This window comes from Promicromonospora sp. NPDC023805, from assembly GCF_040639635.1.
In the GTDB taxonomy this organism is placed as follows: Bacteria; Actinomycetota; Actinomycetes; order Actinomycetales; family Cellulomonadaceae; genus Promicromonospora.
Map to the genome: position 1 here is coordinate 1 of NZ_JBFAAH010000050.1, position 17,386 is coordinate 17,386.

General features: G+C 72.1%; 12 protein-coding genes. 5 read left to right on the forward strand and 7 right to left on the reverse strand.

Annotated elements, in window-relative coordinates:
- Positions 1-141: 141 nt before the first annotated feature.
- From AB0F70_RS26985 to AB0F70_RS26995, 3 genes are all read right to left on the reverse strand, one after another.
- A complete protein-coding gene (locus AB0F70_RS26985; protein ID WP_357456260.1) occupies positions 142-1,104 on the reverse strand; it encodes a hypothetical protein in 963 nt (320 codons plus the stop codon).
- Positions 1,105-1,533: 429 nt separating this feature from the next.
- Entirely contained in the window at positions 1,534-3,069 is a 1,536-nt protein-coding gene (locus tag AB0F70_RS26990; protein WP_357456263.1) for an aminopeptidase P family protein, read from the reverse strand.
- Positions 3,070-3,081: 12 nt separating this feature from the next.
- Complete coding sequence (locus tag AB0F70_RS26995) at positions 3,082-3,921, reverse strand: alpha/beta hydrolase (RefSeq protein WP_357456266.1); 840 nt, start codon at positions 3,919-3,921, stop codon at positions 3,082-3,084.
- A gap of 173 nt (positions 3,922-4,094) precedes the next feature.
- On the opposite strand from AB0F70_RS26995, the gene AB0F70_RS27000 reads away from it, so the two are divergent.
- Positions 4,095-4,943, forward strand: coding sequence for a PHP domain-containing protein (locus AB0F70_RS27000; protein ID WP_357456269.1), 849 nt, complete (start codon positions 4,095-4,097; stop codon positions 4,941-4,943).
- Positions 4,940-5,575 carry a MarC family protein gene (locus tag AB0F70_RS27005; protein ID WP_357456272.1) on the forward strand — a complete coding sequence of 212 codons (636 nt, stop codon included), beginning with the start codon at positions 4,940-4,942 and terminating at the stop codon, positions 5,573-5,575. Before AB0F70_RS27000 ends, AB0F70_RS27005 begins: the two co-directional genes overlap by 4 nt.
- Before the next feature lie 31 nt (positions 5,576-5,606).
- Here the strand turns inward: AB0F70_RS27005 and AB0F70_RS27010 are convergent, their stop codons facing one another.
- The 3 genes from AB0F70_RS27010 to AB0F70_RS27020 all read right to left on the reverse strand — a co-directional run bounded on the left by AB0F70_RS27010 (position 5,607) and on the right by AB0F70_RS27020 (position 8,254).
- Positions 5,607-5,903 carry a DUF1905 domain-containing protein gene (locus AB0F70_RS27010; RefSeq protein ID WP_357456275.1) on the reverse strand — a complete coding sequence of 99 codons (297 nt, stop codon included), beginning with the start codon at positions 5,901-5,903 and terminating at the stop codon, positions 5,607-5,609.
- Between the two features lie 87 nt (positions 5,904-5,990).
- Positions 5,991-7,649: a DEAD/DEAH box helicase gene (locus tag AB0F70_RS27015; protein ID WP_357456292.1), complete on the reverse strand. Its 1,659-nt coding sequence runs from the start codon at positions 7,647-7,649 to the stop codon at positions 5,991-5,993.
- Between the two features lie 383 nt (positions 7,650-8,032).
- Positions 8,033-8,254, reverse strand: a complete 222-nt coding sequence (locus AB0F70_RS27020; RefSeq protein WP_357456277.1) for a DUF3107 domain-containing protein — start codon at positions 8,252-8,254, stop codon at positions 8,033-8,035.
- Positions 8,255-8,487: 233 nt separating this feature from the next.
- On the opposite strand from AB0F70_RS27020, the gene AB0F70_RS27025 reads away from it, so the two are divergent.
- The 3 genes from AB0F70_RS27025 to AB0F70_RS27035 all read left to right on the forward strand — a co-directional run bounded on the left by AB0F70_RS27025 (position 8,488) and on the right by AB0F70_RS27035 (position 16,491).
- Positions 8,488-9,615, forward strand: coding sequence for a DUF3152 domain-containing protein (locus tag AB0F70_RS27025; protein WP_357456280.1), 1,128 nt, complete (start codon positions 8,488-8,490; stop codon positions 9,613-9,615).
- Between the two features lie 88 nt (positions 9,616-9,703).
- The gene (locus AB0F70_RS27030) at positions 9,704-13,048 is read left to right on the forward strand and encodes an ATP-dependent DNA helicase (protein ID WP_357456282.1); all 3,345 of its coding nucleotides are present in this window, start codon (positions 9,704-9,706) and stop codon (positions 13,046-13,048) included.
- Positions 13,045-16,491, forward strand: a complete 3,447-nt coding sequence (locus AB0F70_RS27035; RefSeq protein WP_357456286.1) for an ATP-dependent DNA helicase — start codon at positions 13,045-13,047, stop codon at positions 16,489-16,491. The genes AB0F70_RS27030 and AB0F70_RS27035 overlap by 4 nt, the downstream gene beginning before the upstream one ends.
- Here AB0F70_RS27035 and AB0F70_RS27040 read toward each other — a convergent pair.
- Positions 16,486-16,782 carry a LysR family transcriptional regulator gene (locus AB0F70_RS27040; RefSeq protein WP_357456289.1) on the reverse strand — a complete coding sequence of 99 codons (297 nt, stop codon included), beginning with the start codon at positions 16,780-16,782 and terminating at the stop codon, positions 16,486-16,488. The two genes, AB0F70_RS27035 and AB0F70_RS27040, sit on opposite strands and share 6 nt — an antisense overlap.
- Positions 16,783-17,386: the final 604 nt, after the last annotated feature.

The window sequence follows — 17,386 nt, forward strand, 5'->3', positions numbered from 1 at the left end:
TCACGCGGCCCCTATTTGGGTGGTTTCCATGGTGGCCCTATTTACTGGGGTCGCTTGCTCTGAGATCGGTCAATCAAACGACCGATCTCAGAGCAAGCGACCGAAGTCATTTCTGTGCCGTGCAACCGACCGAAGTCGGGGTCAGCTAGGGGGCAGTCGTGGATCGATCCGGGCCTTCCGCAGCACGTCCGGTGGGATGTGCGCGGTGATCCGGTCGAGCATCGCCTGGACATCCTGCTTGTCTGAGGCGCTGACGTTCTCCAGAGTGACGCCCGCTCGCCGGACGGCGTCGGCGCGAGCCTTCTCGGCCAGGTACTCCTGCGCGGGGTCGTGGCCAGGTCGAACGCCGTCCGGTCGATACTTGACCCGGCCGTCGAACTCGATACCCAGCGCCCACTGTTCGTAGCCCAGATCGGTGTGGAAGAGCCCGGCGTCGGTCTGCACAGGCATCTGCGTGGTCGGTCGAGGTAGTCCGGCACGGAGCAGCTGATAGCGGACCCAGGTCTCCCAGGCGGACTGAGGACCGCCGTCGGCCAGCTCGATCACCAGCCGGGCCTGTTGGATCCCGCGCCGGCCGGTCTGGGCGTCGAGCGTCGCGAGCAGCTCTGCTCGGTCGGCGCCCAGGGCGAGGGCCGAGTCGGCGATGACGAGCGCTTCGAGCGGGTGCAGCGTCCGCGCGCAGTCGACGACCGTGCGTACGAGCGACGTCACCGGCAGACCTGCCGCCTCGTCGACGTCATCGGGCGCAAGGGTCCACGAGTACCGCCGGACGTCGCCGGCCGCGTGGCCGGAGGCACGGTAGTACTGGTAGACGTGTGTTTCCCGTGGCGTCGTCCAGACGAAGCAGCCCAGGAGCAGCGCCGCCGTCTTGTGGCTGAACACGTGCTTGGCCCTGAGCTGGGAGTGCAGCGCACGGGCGCGGGCGAGAGCCTTGTTGCGCGCTTCCCGCGCGGCTCCCGAAGGACCATCGACGCGGATCTCGTCCGGGGTGCAGTACGCACCGCGTCGGACCCTGAGGACTTCACCGGCGCGAGCTGCTGCGGCTAGCTTGTTGCGGTTGTGCTCGAGCGCGAGGGCAACCGTCGGTATCTCCACTTCGACCATGGAACGACGTTGCAGCATCTCTGGCGGCTCGGATGACCGGCGCCAAGCAAGCTGTGCACAGACCGCGAATCCACAGGGCAGTGGTCGTGCTCGGACCGTTGGGCCACCGTCCCGTGGGGCTGCACGCGGGGCAACGATTCTTCGGCTCGGCTCGGCTCGGCTCGGCTCGGCTCGGCTCGGCTGATGTGAGGTGGCGCGGCGCGGCTAGCGACTTCGGTCCGTTGCACGGTGGCAGACATGACTTCGGTCGGTTGCTCTGAGATCGGTCAATCAAACGACCGATCTCAGAGCAACGGACCGAAGTCAGCTGTTCGTGCCGTGCAACGGACCGAAGTCAGCTGTTCGTGCCGTGCAACAGACCGAAGTCAGCCGTCCGCCACCGTGCAACCGACCGAAGTCAGCGCTGCCGCGTCCAGCCCCGTCTGCGCCTCAGCGCAGCGACGCCATCCAGGCCTCGACGTCCTCCGGACGCCGGGGGAGCGCCGCCGACAGGTTCTCGTTGCCGTCGGCGGTGACCAGCACGTCGTCCTCGATGCGCACGCCGATCCCGCGGAACTCCTCGGGCACGGCGAGGTCGTCGGCCTTGAAGTAGAGGCCCGGCTCGATGGTGAACACCATGCCCGGCTCCAGGACGCCGTCGAGGTAGAGCTCGCGGCGCGCCTGCGCGCAGTCGTGCACGTCGAGGCCGAGGTGGTGCGACGTGCCGTGCACCATCCAGCGCCGGTGCTGCTGGCCGTCATCGGAGAGCGCGTCGGCGGCGGTGACGCCGTCGGGCAGGAAGCCCCACTCCTCGAGGCGGGCCGCGATGACCTCCATGGCCGCCGCGTGGACGTCGCGGAACTTGGCGCCGGGCTTCGCGACGGCGAACGCCGCGTCGGCCGCGTCCAGCACCGCCTGGTAGATCTTGCGCTGCACGTCCGTGTACTCGCCGTCGACCGGCAGGGAGCGCGTGATGTCCGCGGTGTAGAGCGAGTCGACCTCGACGCCGCCGTCGAGCAGCAGGACGTCGCCCGAGCGGACCTCGCCGTCGTTCCGGATCCAGTGCAGCGTGGTGGCGTGCTCGCCCGAGGCCGCGATCGTCTCGTAGCCCACGGCGTTGCCCTCGAGCCGGGCGTGCCCGTCGAACGTGGTCTCCACGACGCGCTCGCCGCGGCGGTGCTCCTTCGCGGCGGGCAGCGCGCGGACGACGGCCTCGAAGCCCTCGATGGTGCGGGCCACGGCCTCGCGCATCTGCTCGATCTCGTGCTCGTCCTTGATGAGCCGCAGCTCGGACGTCGCCTCGACGAGCGTCTCGTCGGTGAGCGCGTCCTCGTCCTCACCGGCCTCCAGGCGCAGCTCCTCGACGAGCGACTCGACCGCGTCGTCCGCGCCGGTCACCACGAGGAGGTGCACACCGCCGTCGCCGACGTCCTTCGCCAGGGCGTCGCCCAGCTCGTCGATGTGGCGGGCCTCGATGCCGGTGAGGGCCTCGACGTCGGCGAGCGACGGGCGGGCGCCGACCCAGAACTCGCCGTAGCGGGCGTCGGCGTAGAACTCCTCGTTGTCGCGCGGAGCGAGGGGACGCACGTACAGCACGGCGTGGTGGTTGGAACCGCCGTCGCCGGCGCCGTCCTCTACCGGGTGCAGCACCAGCACGGCGTCCGGCTCGTGGTCGGTGCTCAGGCCGGTGAGGTGCGCGAAGGCCGAGTGCGGCCGGAACCGGTAGTCGGTGTCGTTGGAGCGGGTCTTGAGCGAACCCGCCGGGATCACGAGGCGCGTACCCGGCAGCCGCTCGGAGAGCGCCGCACGTCGGGCGACCGTGTACCGCGCGGCGGCCGACGCCGCCAGGCCGAGCTCGGCGCGCGGGGCCCACTGCGACATCACGAAATTCTTGAAGGCGGTGGAGCCAGGGCGGTGTGAACGGTTGGACCCGCGGTCGGCGGTTCCCTGCTCGTCAGGCTGCGAAGTGGTGGTGGATTCGCTCATGAGCCCAGTGTTTCACGCACGCCGGTTGAAGTCGGCAAGCGCCCTGGAGAGCACCCGGTTGAAGGCCGAGGGGGCCTCCATGTTGACGTCGTGCCCGGCACCGGGGATGACCACGAGCGACCCGTCGTGGGCCGCGGCGAGGTGGCGCTGCTCCTCGATGCGCATGGCGTCGCGGGCGCCGTTGACGAACCAGAGCGGGATGCGAGCGGCGCGCACGTTGGCGATCGAGGAGCGGCCGGCGAGGTGGGTCAGCGCGTCGGTCACGACGTCCCAGGTGGGCCGGTACATCTCGGCGGTCTGCTGCGGGGCGATCACTACCTGGCGCAGGTCGGAGCCGCCGGGGGCGCTCCGCAGCGGGCGGAACGGGAGGCGCACCGAGGGTACGGAGAGGCGCGGACGGTGCACGCTCGGGTGCACGACCCGGCCGGTCAGCCGACGTCCGAGGTAGGCGGCGTTCGCGACGCTCCTGGCGACGTCCCGGTAGAGCCGCACGGGCTTGCCCTTCGGGTCCGACGTGCAGCCCGCCGCGAGGATGCCCACCAGACGGTCGGCGGCTCCCTGCCGAGCTGCCCAGGCAAGGGAGGTGTAGCCGCCAAGGGACAGCCCGACCAGTGCTATCGGCCCCGAGGGGAGACTCGCGACGGCGTCGTCCAGCGCCTCGAAGGCGCCGTCCATGGTGAACCGTTCGTGGCGCCGCGCGCCGTGCGCCGGCAGGTCGACGGCGACGGCCTCGTGGCCGGCGGCGCGCACGTGCTGGACTTGGTTCTCCCAGATGGCGCCGGAGCTGCGCATGCCGTGCACGAAGACGACGCTCGTCCGAGCGTCCTGCGGGGTCTGGTCGCTGCTCGTCATCCCTTCGATGATGCGGGAAAGGCTGGGGCAGGCGGCGTACGACGGCGGAACGGTCGGTGAACGGTCTGTGTGGGCATGATGCTTCTCCGCCAACAGGGCCGACGACGGCGGGGGTGCCGCACCTCACGCCGCTCGCGACGCCCGACAGGCCCTCGGCTCTCTACCCTTGTGGAGTGATCGACCTCCACACGCACTCCACCGCGTCAGACGGCACCGACTCGCCAGCGCGGCTGGTCGAGGTCGCCGCACTCGCCGGTATCAAGACGCTGGCCATCACCGACCACGACACGACCTCGGGCTGGGCCGAGGCCGCCGAGTCGGCCGGGCGCTTCCAGATAGGTCTGGTGCGCGGCGCCGAGATCTCGGCGGTCGCCCGCACCACCGGCTGGGGCACCGGTGTGCACCTGCTCGCGTACCTGTACGACCCGACGCACCCCGACCTGGTGGCCGAGACGGAGCGGACGCGCGACGACCGCACGTCCCGCGCCCGGCGCATGGTGGCCCTCCTCGGCGAGGACTACCCCATCACGTGGGACGACCTGCTCGCCCAGACGCAGCCCGGCACGACCATCGGCCGCCCGCACATCGCGGACGCACTGGTGGCGGCCGGTGTCGTGCGCGACCGGGACGAGGCGTTCGCCACGATGCTCCGCACCGGCACCCGCTACTACGTTGGCCACTACGCGCCCGACGCCGTAGCCACCGTCAAGGCGGTCCGGGCGGCGGGCGGGGTGCCGGTCTTCGCGCACCCCGGGGCCGACGCGCGCGGCCGGGTGGTCCCCGACTCGACCATCGAGGAGCTGGCCGCGGCGGGCCTCGCGGGGCTCGAGGTGGACCACCGCGACCACACCCCGGACACGCGCCGCCGTCTGCGCGATATCGCCAAGTCCCTGGAGCTGCTGGTCACGGGGTCGAGCGACTTCCACGGATCGGGCAAGCGCAACCTCATCGGCGAGAACACGACAGAGCCCGAGGTGCTCGAGGCGATCGTGGAGCAGGGCACCCTCGAGGTGCTCCGGTGAGCTGGTTCGACGTAGCGCTCTTCACCGAGGTCTTCGTGACGCTCTTCGTGATCATGGACCCGCCGGGCACCGTGCCGGTCTTCCTCGCGCTGACCTCGCGGATGACCGCGCACGACCGCAAGCGCGCGGCGCGTACCGCGATCTTCGTTGCCTTCGGCGTGATCGTGGTGTTCGCGGTGTTCGGCCAGCTGCTGCTGGAGCACATGGGGATCTCGCTCGCGGCGCTCCAGGCGTCGGGCGGGCTGCTCCTGCTGCTGGTCGCGCTGGAGCTGCTCATGGGGAAGATGGACGCCGGCGGGACGGACGCCGGCGGGGCCGCCAAGAACGTGGCCCTGGTGCCGCTCGCGACCCCGCTGCTCGCCGGCCCCGGCACGATCGTCGCCACCATGGTGTTCGTGCAGCAGGGCGTGAGCGCCGGCGAGTCCGCCACCGGGCACTACGCGTCGATAGGCATCGGCATCGTCGCGGTGTGCGTCTGCACCTGGGCGGCCATGCGGTTCGCCGGTCTGGTGCACAGGGTGCTCAAGGACTCCGGGGTGACCCTGGTGACGCGCATCGCGGGCGTGCTGCTCGCGGCGATCGCCACCCAGATGATCGCGAACGGCGTCATCGAGTTCGTCCGCACGGTCTGATCCTTCGCCCCTTCGGACCTCGTCCGGCAGATCAGATGTCGATGGTCTCCAGGGTCACCGAGACCTGCTTCTCCGGGACGAGGCTCTCGGCCTCCCGCACCTTCTTCTTCATGGGCAGCACGTAGCCGCCGTCCTTGTCGCTCGGGAAGACGGAGGTGGTCCAGGTGGTCTTCCCTACGGTCACCCGCACCCGGATGGAGCCGAATCCGCGCGGAGGCAGTGGGAGATCGGCCAGCTCGTCGGACTCGTCGGGCGGCACGGTGACGAACCACCAGGAGTCGGTACGTACCTGCCACTGCCACAGGGGAGCCGTGAACTCGATCTGCACGGGTAGCAACTTACGCCCGTCTCGCAGATCGAGCCCTTCGCCGGTCGAAGATCGACCGGCGAAGGGCTCGTCAGGCTGACTCGTGGGTCAGCTCTCCGTCTGACCGCCACGCGTACGACGGCGGTTGCGGCTCCGGCGGCGGCGCTGGCCGCCGTCCTCGTCGCTGCCCGACGCCGGGAGCTCGCCCGACGTCGCGCTGTCGCCGCTGGTCACGGCACTGCTTGTCGGTGCGCTGCTGGTCGGTGCGCTGCTGGTCGGCGCACTGCTCGTCGCGGCGCCGCCGTCGGGCCGGGAGGTGGCGCGCGGCTCGCCGTGCGAGCCGCCCTGCCGTCCGCCCGAGCGGGGTGCCCCGGAACGCGGCGCCCCTCCTGAACGAGGCGCGCCGGAGCGCGAGCCGCCGGAGCGGGAGCCGCTGTTGCGCTTGCCCGTCTCGCCCAGGTCCTCGACGTCCTCGGCGTCCAGCCCCGCGAGGTGCTGCGCGGACCGCGGCAGGCGGCCCTTGGTGCCCTCGGGGATGCTCAGGTCGGCGAACAGGTGCGGCGACGTGGAGTACGTCTCGACCGGCTCGGGGTAGCCGATCTCGAGCGCCTTGTCGATGAGCGACCAGCGCGGCACGTCGTCCCAGTCCACGAAGGTGACGGCGGTACCGGTGTTGCCCGCGCGGCCGGTGCGGCCCACCCGGTGCAGGTAGATGCGCTCGTCCTCGGGGCACTGGTAGTTGACCACGTGCGTGACGTCGTCGACGTCGATGCCGCGGGCGGCGACGTCGGTCGCGACGAGCACGTCGATCTTGCCGTTGCGGAACGCGCGCAGTGCCTGCTCGCGTGCGCCCTGGCCCAGGTCGCCGTGGATCGCGCCGGCCGCGAAGCCGCGCGTCTGCAGCTCGTCCGCGACCTTGGCCGCGGTGCGCTTGGTGCGTGCGAACACGATGCTGCGGCCGCGGCCGTCGGACTGGAGCAGTCGGGCGAGCACCTCGATCTTGTCCAGGGCGTGGGCCCGGTACACGACCTGCTTGATGTTCTTGACCGTCGCGCCCTGGTCGTCCGGCTCGGCGGCCCGGATGTGCGTGGGCTGCTTCATGTAGCGGCGGGCCATGGAGACCACTGCGCCCGGCATGGTCGCGCTGAACAGCATGGTGTGCCGCTGCGCGGGGGTGCGGGCGAGGATCTTCTCGACGTCGGGCAGGAACCCGAGGTCGAGCATCTCGTCGGCCTCGTCGAGCACGACGGTCGCCGCCCTGAGCAGGTTGAGGTGACCCTGGTTCAGCAGGTCGATCATGCGGCCCGGCGTGCCGACCACTACGTCGACGCCGGTCTTCATGGCCTCGATCTGCGGCTCGTAGGCGCGGCCGCCGTAGACCTGCACGATCCGCACGCTGCGTCGCGAGGACGCCGCGCTCAGGTCGTTCGCCACCTGCACGGCGAGCTCACGCGTGGGGACCACGACGACCGCCTGCGGCTTGCCGGGGGCGACGAGCTGGTCGTAGCCGGGCTCGCCAGGGGCGACGACGCGGTGCAGCAGCGGAACGCCGAAGCCGAGCGTCTTGCCGGTACCGGTCTTGGCCTGGCCGATGATGTCGTGCCCGCTCATGGCGACGGGAAGCGTCATGGCCTGGATCGGGAACGGGTGGGTGATGCCCGCGTCCTTGAGCGCGTCGACGATCTCGGGGCGGACGCCGAAGTCCGCGAACGTCACGTTCTGCGCCTGGATGGCGGACGGGCTGGAGTAGTCGGGTCCTGAGCTCATCGTCGGCTCGGGATCTGTCGTGATGACCGCGTCTGCGGCCGGGGTGTCTGTGGTAGTCACTGGCGCCTTCATCTCTCGCGGCGCGGTGGGCCCTCATGGCCCGGCGATCGCGCCTTCGTGCGGCAGCCGATCGTGAAAATCATCGCGCGCCGGGATGGACCCAGGCTGCGCGTCCTGTCGGGGCGGCCTCTGGGAGGCCGAAGCACAGGCTCGGGGGTCGGAACGTGACGACCGGGCAACCGATGTACGTGATTCATGGTACGCGCACGATGTTTCCGAGTGGTTAGCGAAACACGGTGAACAGCCCAGTTAGTAATGAACGCCACGTGGCGGACGGCACGTGCGGGTGTGCCGTCCGCCACATGACGTGGGGTACAACTCGCTCAGACCGCGCCGAAGCCGACCTTGCGCTGCTTCTCGGAGCCGATCTCGACGTAGCCGATCGCGGCGCCGGGGATGATCACGAGGCGGCCACGCGCGTCGGTGAGCTCGAGGGTGCCACCGGCCAGGGCCTTCTTGACGGCAGTCGCGACGGAGTCCGCGCTCTCTTCCGTCTCGACCACGACCTCGCGAGGCAGGTTCTGCACACCGATGGTGACGTCCACTTTTACTCCAGTTCGGTCGGGGATTGCGCCGTGCGCCCGGTGATCCGGGGACCCGGCCTGTCGATCCTAGTCACGCGTCGGTGCCGTCTGCCCTCGGTTTCGCCGTGAGCCGACAGGAGAGACGACACATGGCCCGGACATGCCCCGGGTGGAGGAGGCGCGGGCCCGCCGGTCCCGCATTCCTGTGGACAAGGGCATGGGCGCGCGGGCGCGTGCGTGGCACCATGGTCGGCGTGAGCAGACAGCCCCCCGCACGGCGCGCCGGCCGGCACGCCCGTGGAGGCGCGCCCGCCGGCCTCCTGACGGAGGGCGTGGCCGCGAGCCGCTCCGTGGCGCGGAAGGTGCGCCGCCGCGCCGCGCAGGACCCTCGGCGGGCGGCTGTCGCACTCAGCCTCTGCCTGGCGGTGGGGCTGGTCGGAGGCATCGCTGTCACCATGAGCACCGAGCCGGACGCGTCCGCGGCAGTCGTCGCCGGCGCCGTCGAGGACAGCCTGGGTGCCGAGGCGGCCGCCGCGGTGCGGAACGCGTACGAAGCGACCAGGTCCGGCGAACGGAGGTCGGCTCCCGCGAGGGCGGCTGCACCGGATGCCGCTGAGACGGGCGGAGCCGCCTCGGGGACCGGTGCAGGCGTGGGTACCGCCGCCGAGGGGCTGCCCGAGCTTCCGGCCCCTGAGCCGCCCGAACCCCGGGCCGCGGCTTCGGCGGGAGCACCGTCCGCCGAGAAGTCGGCGCCGCCGTCGCCCAGCGTGAGTCTTCGCGCCGCCGGCGGGCCGACGCCGGAGCCCGGCTCCGGTCTGCTCGGTACGAGGGTCGCGGTGGAGGAGGAGCTGTCCGGCAGGCTCGTCGTGGTCGACGGGTCTCGTCCCGCGCCCGCGGAGGGGAAGGTCTGGCGGGTCCAGATCGCTGTCGAGAAGGGTCTGCCGGTGGATCCGGAGGTCTTCGCCGAGTCGGTGCTGGCCACCCTGAACGACCCGCGCGGCTGGAACGCCGCCGACGGATCCACCTTTGCCTGGACCGACTCGGACCGCTACGACGCACGAGTAGTGCTCGCGAGTCCCGGAACCACCGACCAGCTCTGCCTCCCGCTGGACACGATCGGCGAGCTGTCGTGCGGCATCGCGGAGACCGCGGTGCTCAACTTCAAGCGCTGGGCGAAGGGCTCCCAGGCGTGGGAGAGCACCGAGCGCTACCGGCAGTACCTCGTGAACCACGAGGTGGGGCACGTGATCGGCTACCACCATGACCTGTGCGCCGGTGAGGGTGAGCACGCGACGGTGATGGTGCAGCAGACCACCACCACGAGCGGCTGCATCCCCGAGCCCTGGCCGGTTCCCGGCGCGCCGGTACCGGACCGGGACTGAACGCCTTTCCACAGGACGAAACGGGCATTGCCGACGCCCCAGCGCGGGGCGTCGGGGAGTGTCAGTGGCTCGTGGTTCGATCGTTCGCGTGACACCAACCCTCGCCCTCGCACCTCGGCTGACGCCGCCCGGGTCCCGTCCAGACGCGGCCGCCTCCGTGCCGCTCGACGACACCCAGACGGCTGCCGTCGAGGCCGCGCTGAGCAACCGGGCGACGCTGGTCCTCGGGGCGCCCGGGTCGGGCAAGACCACCGTCACCTGCGAGGTCACCGTGCGGGCGCTGGACTCGGGCGTGCAGCCCGAGCGTGTACTGGTCCTCGCGTCCTCCCGGCGGTCCGCGGCCCGTCTGCGGGACGAGGTAGCGGCTCGGGCCGGGCGCACGGTCGGCGCGCCGATGGTTCGGACGGCGTCGTCGGCCGCGTTCGCCGTGCTGCACAAGCGCGCCGCCGCGCTCGAGCAGCCGACGCCGACCCTGGTCTCGGGCCCGGAGCAGGACCTGGTGCTCGCCGATCTGCTCGCCGGCCACGTAGCGGGCGAGGGGCGTCCGCTCGCGCTGCCCGCCGGTCTGCCCGAGGAGTCTCTCGGCCTGCGTGGGCTGCGCCAGGAGCTGCGTGACCTGCTCATGCGTGCCGCCGAGCGCGGGCTCGGCCCGGTCGAGCTGGACGAGATGGGACGCGCGAACGACCGCCCCGAATGGGTGATGGCGGCGCAGATCTACGAGGAGTACCTCGACACGATGGCGCTGCGGCTCGGCACGCCCGACGCCGGGCCGCGCTACGACCCCGCGGTGGTCATCGACGAGGCCGCCGAGTCGCTGCGTTCCTGGGAGGACGAGGTGCCGGGCATGGCACGGCCCACCTGGGACCTGGTGGTGGTCGACGACTACCAGGAGGCCACGGCGGCGACGGTCCGGCTCCTGCGGGTGCTGCACGACGACGGCGCACGGCTGGTCCTGCTGTCCGACCCGGACTCCGCGGTCCAGACCTTCCGTGGCGCCGCGCCGGGGCTCACCGGCCGTGCCGCCGCCCCGGCCGGCCCTGGTCGCGCCTTCGGTGCGTTCGATGCGGAGACGATGGTGCTCGGGACGGTGTGGCGGCAGCTGCCCGAGCTGCGTGCGGTCACGCGCGCGGTGACGAACCGGATCCCGGTATCTGCCAGTGCCATGCACCGGCGCGCTACGGCGTACACGGCGGAGCCTGCTGAGGGTGAGCCGGCCGGTGGAGCGCCAAATGGTGCTGGATCCACGGCGGACAGGCCAGCCGCGGTGAGCCCGCCCGCAGGGACCGCGACGTCCGTCCAGGTGGCGGTGCTCTCGGGCGCCGCACAGGAGGCGGCCTGGATCGCCCGTGAGCTGCGGGCCGAGCACCTGCTGCGCGGCACGCCCTGGGAACGGATGGCGGTGATCGCGCGCAGCGGTACGCGGCTGGCGGCACTGCGGCGTGAGCTGGTCTCGGCGTCGGTGCCGGTCGCGCTGCTCGGGTCGGACCTCCCGCTGCGGGACGAACCCGCCGTGGCGCCGCTGCTGGCGGCCGTGAAGACGTGTGCCGGCGCGCCGCGCGGGAGCCTCGAGGCCCTGATCGCCGAGGAGCTCGACGGCGATGAGCCGGTCCTGGACCCTGAGACGGCCGCCCACCTGCTCGTCTCGCCGATCGGCGGGCTCGACGCCGTGGCGCTGCGCAGGCTGCGGCGTGCGCTGCGGTCGGAGGAGCTGTCGGCGGGTGGTGGCCGCACGTCGGACACCCTGCTGGTCGAGGTGTTGGCCGATCCGGCGCGTGCTGCGTTGCTGCCCACGCAGGTGCGGCGCGGGCCGCTCGCCGTGGCACGGGTGCTGGCCGCCGGGCGCGAGGCCGCAGGGGAGCCGGGCGCCACGGCGCAGACGGTGCTCTGGGCCGTCTGGGCGGCGACAGGTCTGGCCGAGCGGTGGAGCGCCTACGCCCTCGCGGGTGGTCCGGCGGGTCTGCGGGCCGACCGCGACCTCGACTCCGTGCTCGCGCTGTTCCGCGCGGCGGAGACCTTCGTGGACCGGATGCCGGGCGCGCCGGTCGCCGCGTTCGTCGACTACCTCGCTTCGCAGGACCTCCCGGCCGACTCGCTGGCGGCGTCGGCACAGGGTGCGGGCGCCGTGGAGGCGCTCACGCCGCCGGGGGCCGCCGGGCGCGAGTGGGACGTGGTGGTCGTGGCCGGTGTGCAGGACGGCGTCTGGCCCGACCTGCGGCTGCGCGACTCCCTGCTCGGCTCGCAGGCGCTCGTCGAGCTCATCGCCGGCCGGTCCGAGGACGGCAGGGTCGTCGGCGCGGAGGCTCGGCGGCAGGTCCTCACGGACGAGCTGCGCGCCTTCGCGGTAGCGGTCTCCCGCGCCCGGCGGCGTCTCCTGGTCACCGCCGTGGAGGACACGGAGGAAGCACCCAGCGTGTTCTGCGACCTCGTGTCGCCACGGAACGACGGCGGTGACGGGCCGGACCCCCGGCGCGTGCCGGTCGGCCCGCCGCTCGACCTGCGCGGCGTGGTGGCCGCCGCCCGGTCGGAGCTGGTGCGTGCGGCCGCGCTCTCGACGCCGGGCAACCAGCCCGCCGCCGCCCTCCTCGCCGACCTCTCGGCCGCCGGCGTCGCCGAGGCGGACCCGAGCACCTGGTACGGCGTCGCCGGGGTATCGAGCGAAGTTCCACTGTGGGGCGTGCAGGACACCGTGAAGGTGTCGCCGTCGAAGGTCGAGACGGTGACCACGTGCGCCCTGCGCTGGGCCCTCGAGGCCGCGGGCGGCACGAAGCCGGACGCCACGCACCAGACCCTCGGCACGCTGCTGCACTCGATAGCGCAGAGCTATCCGAAGGGTTCGCTCACCGAGCTGAAGAAGGAGCTGGACCGGCGCTGGCCGGAGCTCGCGCTGCCAGAGGGCTGGCCGTCGCTGCAGCTCCGCAAACGAGCCGAGCGCATGGTGGAGCGGCTTGCGGACTATCTTGCCGACTCGGGCGAACCGCTCCTCGTGGAGGCCGACTTCGACCTTCAGGTGGGGCGCGCCCGGCTGCGCGGCCAGGTCGACCGCGTCGAGGACGCGGGCGACGGTGGCGTGACGGTGGCCGACCTCAAGACCGGCAAGTCCGCGGCCAGCAAGGACAAGGCGGCGGAGAACCCGCAGCTCGGCGCCTACCAGCTCGCCGTGGAGGAGGGCGCGCTCGACCTCCCCGATGGCACCGTCAGCAAGGGCGCGAGCCTGGTCTACGTCGGCACCGAGACCGTGTCGGCGAGCGTGCGGAACCAGCCCGCCCTCGTCCCGGACGAGGACGGCAACAGCTGGGCGCGTGACACCGTGGAGGGTGCCGCCGACACGATGGCCGCGGCGCAGTTCGCGGCGAAGAACAACGACCTGTGCGAGGTGTGTCCTGTGCGGCGTTCCTGCCCGCTGCAGCCCGAGGGACGGAAGGTGGTCGAGTGACCAGGCACGAGCCGGAGATCCGGCTGTCCGCGCACGCGATCGCCCGGCTGCTCGGCCGCCACGAGCCCACCGACGAGCAGGTCCGGGTCATCGAGTCGCCCCTGGAGCCGGCGCTCGTCGTCGCGGGTGCGGGCTCCGGCAAGACCGAGACCATGGCCGCGCGCGTCGTGTGGCTCATCGCCAACAAGCTGGTCCAGCCCGAGCAGGTGCTCGGTCTGACGTTCACGCGCAAGGCCGCGGGCGAGCTCACCCAGCGCGTGCAGACGCGGCTGGCGCAGCTCAACCGGGCCCTGGGGGAGGAGTCGGGCGAGGCCTTGGCCGGCCTCGACCTCGACCGGCCCACCGTCGCCACCTACAACGCCTACGCCGCCTCCCTGGTCGCGGACCACGGTCTCCGCCTCGGCGTCGAACCGAGCGCCCGACTGCTCGGCCAGGCCGAGCAGTGGCAGCTCGCCTCCCAGGTGGTCGAGTCCTGGGACGAGGACCTCGGCACCGACAAGGCGGTCAGCACCGTCACCGGCGCCGTCGTGGCCCTGTCCAGCGCGCTGGGCGAGCACCTCGTCGACCCCGCCGACGCCCGCGACCGCCTGACCGAGATGGCAGAGCACCTCGAGTCCATCCCGCTCGGACCGAAGCAGAAGAAGCGCACCAAGGACGTCGACAAGCTCATCAGCTCGGTCGCCGAACGGGCCCGGTTCGTGGACCTCGTCGTCGAGTACCGCCGCCGCAAGCGCATCGCCGAGGCGCTCGACTTCGGCGACCAGGTCGCCTTCGCCGCCCAGCTCGCGCGCGAGGTGCCGCTCGTGGGCGCCGCCGAACGCGCACGGTTCGAGGTGGTGCTCCTCGACGAGTACCAGGACACGTCCTACGCCCAGGTCGAGCTGCTGTCGGGCCTGTTCGGCGGCGGCCACCCCGTGACCGCCGTCGGCGACCCGCACCAGTCCATCTACGGATGGCGCGGCGCCTCCGCGGCGGGCCTCGCCCGCTTCCCGGGCCGCTTCCAGCGCGACGACGGCGTCCCCGCCGCCGTGCACTATCTCTCGACCTCCTGGCGCAACGACGCCGCGGTGCTCACTGCCGCGAACATCGTGTCGGGACCGCTGCGCTCGCGGACCGGGGCAGGCACCAACGTCGAGGTTCCTCCGCTGGACCTGCGGCCAGGGGCGGGCGATGGAGTGGTGTCGGCGCACGTGGCAGCCACGCTGGAGGAGGAGGCAGAGGCGGTCGCCGAGTGGGTGGCCGCACGCTGGCGCTCCGGCTCCCACCCGGACGGGCGGTCGACCGCGGCCGTCCTCTGCCGGGCCCGAGCGCAGTTCCCCACCCTTGAGGTAGCGCTGCGCCGCCGGGGCCTCCCGGTGGAGGTGGTCGGCCTCGGCGGTCTGCTGTCCACGCCCGAGGTGGTCGACGTCGTCGCGCTGCTCCAGGCCGCACACGACCCGTCTCGTGGTGACTCGCTGATGCGCCTCCTGACCGGCCCGCGCCTCAACCTCGGGGCCGCCGACCTCCATGCGCTGGGCTCCTGGGCGGCGGACCTGGCGCGGATGGACGACCCGCGCATCGCCGCGGCGTCAGCGGCTCGGGTGGACGGCACCGACGGTTCTGACGGCGCTGTGGACGACGACCCTCGTGTCGTCGAGGGCGACGTCTCGGACCACCGCTCGATAGTCGACGCGCTCGATGACCTGCCGCCGGCCGGGAAGCCGGCTCGCGACGGCCGGGTGCTGTCCCAGGACGCCCACCTGCGGCTGACCGCGCTGGCCCGGCTGCTGCGGGACCTGCGCGGTCTCACCTACCTGTCGCTGCCCGAGCTGGTGGTCCAGGCGGAGCGTGCGCTCGGCCTCGACGTCGAGGCGGCCACCGCGGCCGCCCTGACGAGCGCCGGCGTCGGCGGGGCGGTGAGCGATCGTGGCCGCGAGCATCTCGACGCGTTCCGGGACGTGGCCGCATCGTTCGCGCAGTCGTCGGACACGGCGACGCTCGGCGCGTTCCTCGCCTGGCTCGGTGTGGCGGGGGAGAAGGAGCGCGGCCTCGACATGCCTGTGCACGAGCCCGACCCGGACGCCGTCCAGGTGATCACCGCCCATGCGGCCAAGGGGCTGGAGTGGGACGCGGTAGCCGTGGCAGGCCTGGCCGACGGCGCGTTCCCCACCTGGGACAGGGGCTCGCGGTCCGGCGAGTCGTCGTCGGGCTGGCTGTCCGACCTGGGCGAGCTGCCCTATCACCTGCGCGGCGACGCGGACGACCTGCCGAACTTCGGCTGGGAGCGCGCCTCCGACACCAAGGACCTCATCGCGCTGCGCGACGAGTTCAAGTACGAGTGCGGTGAGCACCGCCTCGCCGAGGAGCGCCGGCTGGCGTACGTGGCGTTCACGCGCGCCCGGCGCGAGCTCTTCCTCACGGCCTCCTGGTGGGGTTCGGCGAGCCGCCCGCGCGGCGTCTCCCCGTTCCTCGCCGAGCTGGCCGACGCCGGTCTGGTCAACACCGAGCTCTGGGCCCCGATGCCGGCTCCGGACGCCGAGAACCCGCGCAACGCGGAGGAGCTGACGGCGGTCTGGCCTGCTCCGGACGGCGGCCAGGACCAGGCCGGGACGAGGCCGGACACGGCTGACGGCCAGCTGCTGACCGCCCGGGGCGTGCTGCGCGCCACCGCCGAGCTCGTGGACGAGGCCGCGGAGGAGCGGCTCGTCGCGCTGGCCGCCATGCGGCTGCCGGCCGACACGCTCACCGCGCCGCGGGGCGCCGTGGCCGACGCCGCGGGCCACGACCTGGTCGACCTCGCCCGCATGCTCCTCGCCGAGCGGGACCGGCACGCCGACCGGGAGATCGCGTTCCCGGCGCACGTCTCGGCGTCCGGGTTGGTGCGGCTCGCCGCGGACCGCGAGGCGTTCGCCTTGCAGCTCCGCCGCCCTGTGCCGGTGCAGCCGACGGTGCACGCCCGCCGGGGGACCCGGTTCCACGAGTGGGTGGAGCAGTTCTTCACGTCGGCCACGCTGCTCGACGTCGACGACCTGCCCAGTGCCGAGGACGACGACCTCCCGGAGGACACCGACCTCGACAAGTTGCGCGACACGTTCCTCGGCTCGGAGTGGGCGGCCCGCACGCCCGTCGCGGTGGAGGTCGACGTCGAGACACCGGTGGCCGGCGTCATGCTGCGCTGCCGCATGGACGCCGTCTTCCGGGACCCGGCAGCGGACCGGGCCACAGGATCGGACGCAGTGGTGGTCGTGGACTGGAAGACCGGCCGCGAGCCGCTCGACGCCGCCGCGCGCAGCGCCCGTGAGGTGCAGCTCGCGGTGTACCGCCTGGCGTGGTCGCGCTGGACGGGGCTACCGCTGGAGCAGGTGAGCGCTGCGTTCTACTACGTGGGCTCGGACACGACGGTCCGGCCGGAGCGCCTGCTCGACGAGAGGGAGCTGGAGGCACTCATCCGAGGTGACCTATGAGCGAGGCTCAAGGACGGGTTGGGGGCCCTTGACCCAGTCGTTCCGGACCCGTTCGATCTGCTGCATCTGGGCAAGTAGTGCGTCGAAGTGGGGCTTCAGCTCGTCGTAGAGCGCTGTGCGCCGCCAGGTCCCGTCCTCGTGGACGAGGAGCTTGTCGCGGCAGTACTCCCGCGCGGCCTGTACCCGGCGCTCCACGTTCTTTCGACTGCAGTGCAGAGCGGCCGCCGCGTCGTCGTACGAGCCGGCCTCGTCGAGAGCCTGGACGGCACGGATGTTCTCGGGCGACAGCATGCAGATTTGCTCCGGATCGGGTCTCACACGGGTAGTGAGATTCCCATGTTGCCAGCGGCAACCACCGGAAATGCCCATGGCCGAGTGATTTCATCCCCTACCAGGAGTGGGATGGACCCTTGCTGTGTCCGAATGCGACGCTCCTGGTCGTCTTGTCCATTTCGGCCAGCGGGTCGGGGTTGAGCGCTGGGGGTTCGCATGGTCAACGCGGGGTACGCGACAGAGAGCGTGTCGCAATGAGTCGCCGATCCCCGTGGCTCCGAGCACTGACTGCCTGTTTCAGCTCAGTGGCTGTCGGCCTCGGGTCATTGACTGCGGTGACCCAGCCAGCCGTTGCAAGCGAGCTGCCAGTGGCGACAGCCCCTGCTACTGCGCTCGACTGCCCGGAGATCGCACCGACCGTCGAGGATGCTGCCAGGGCAGCTGCCGAGTGTGATCGGCCGACGGCGGCTACCGAGACGTTCAACGAGTGGACTACCGGAACGGTGACCCCGGGTAACGACATGGTCTGTTCCGCCCCGGGTTTGATGGAGACATCGAAGACCCGGAGGATTGGGAGCTATGTCGGCACCACGGAAGTACCCCGACGAGTTGCGTGAGCGTG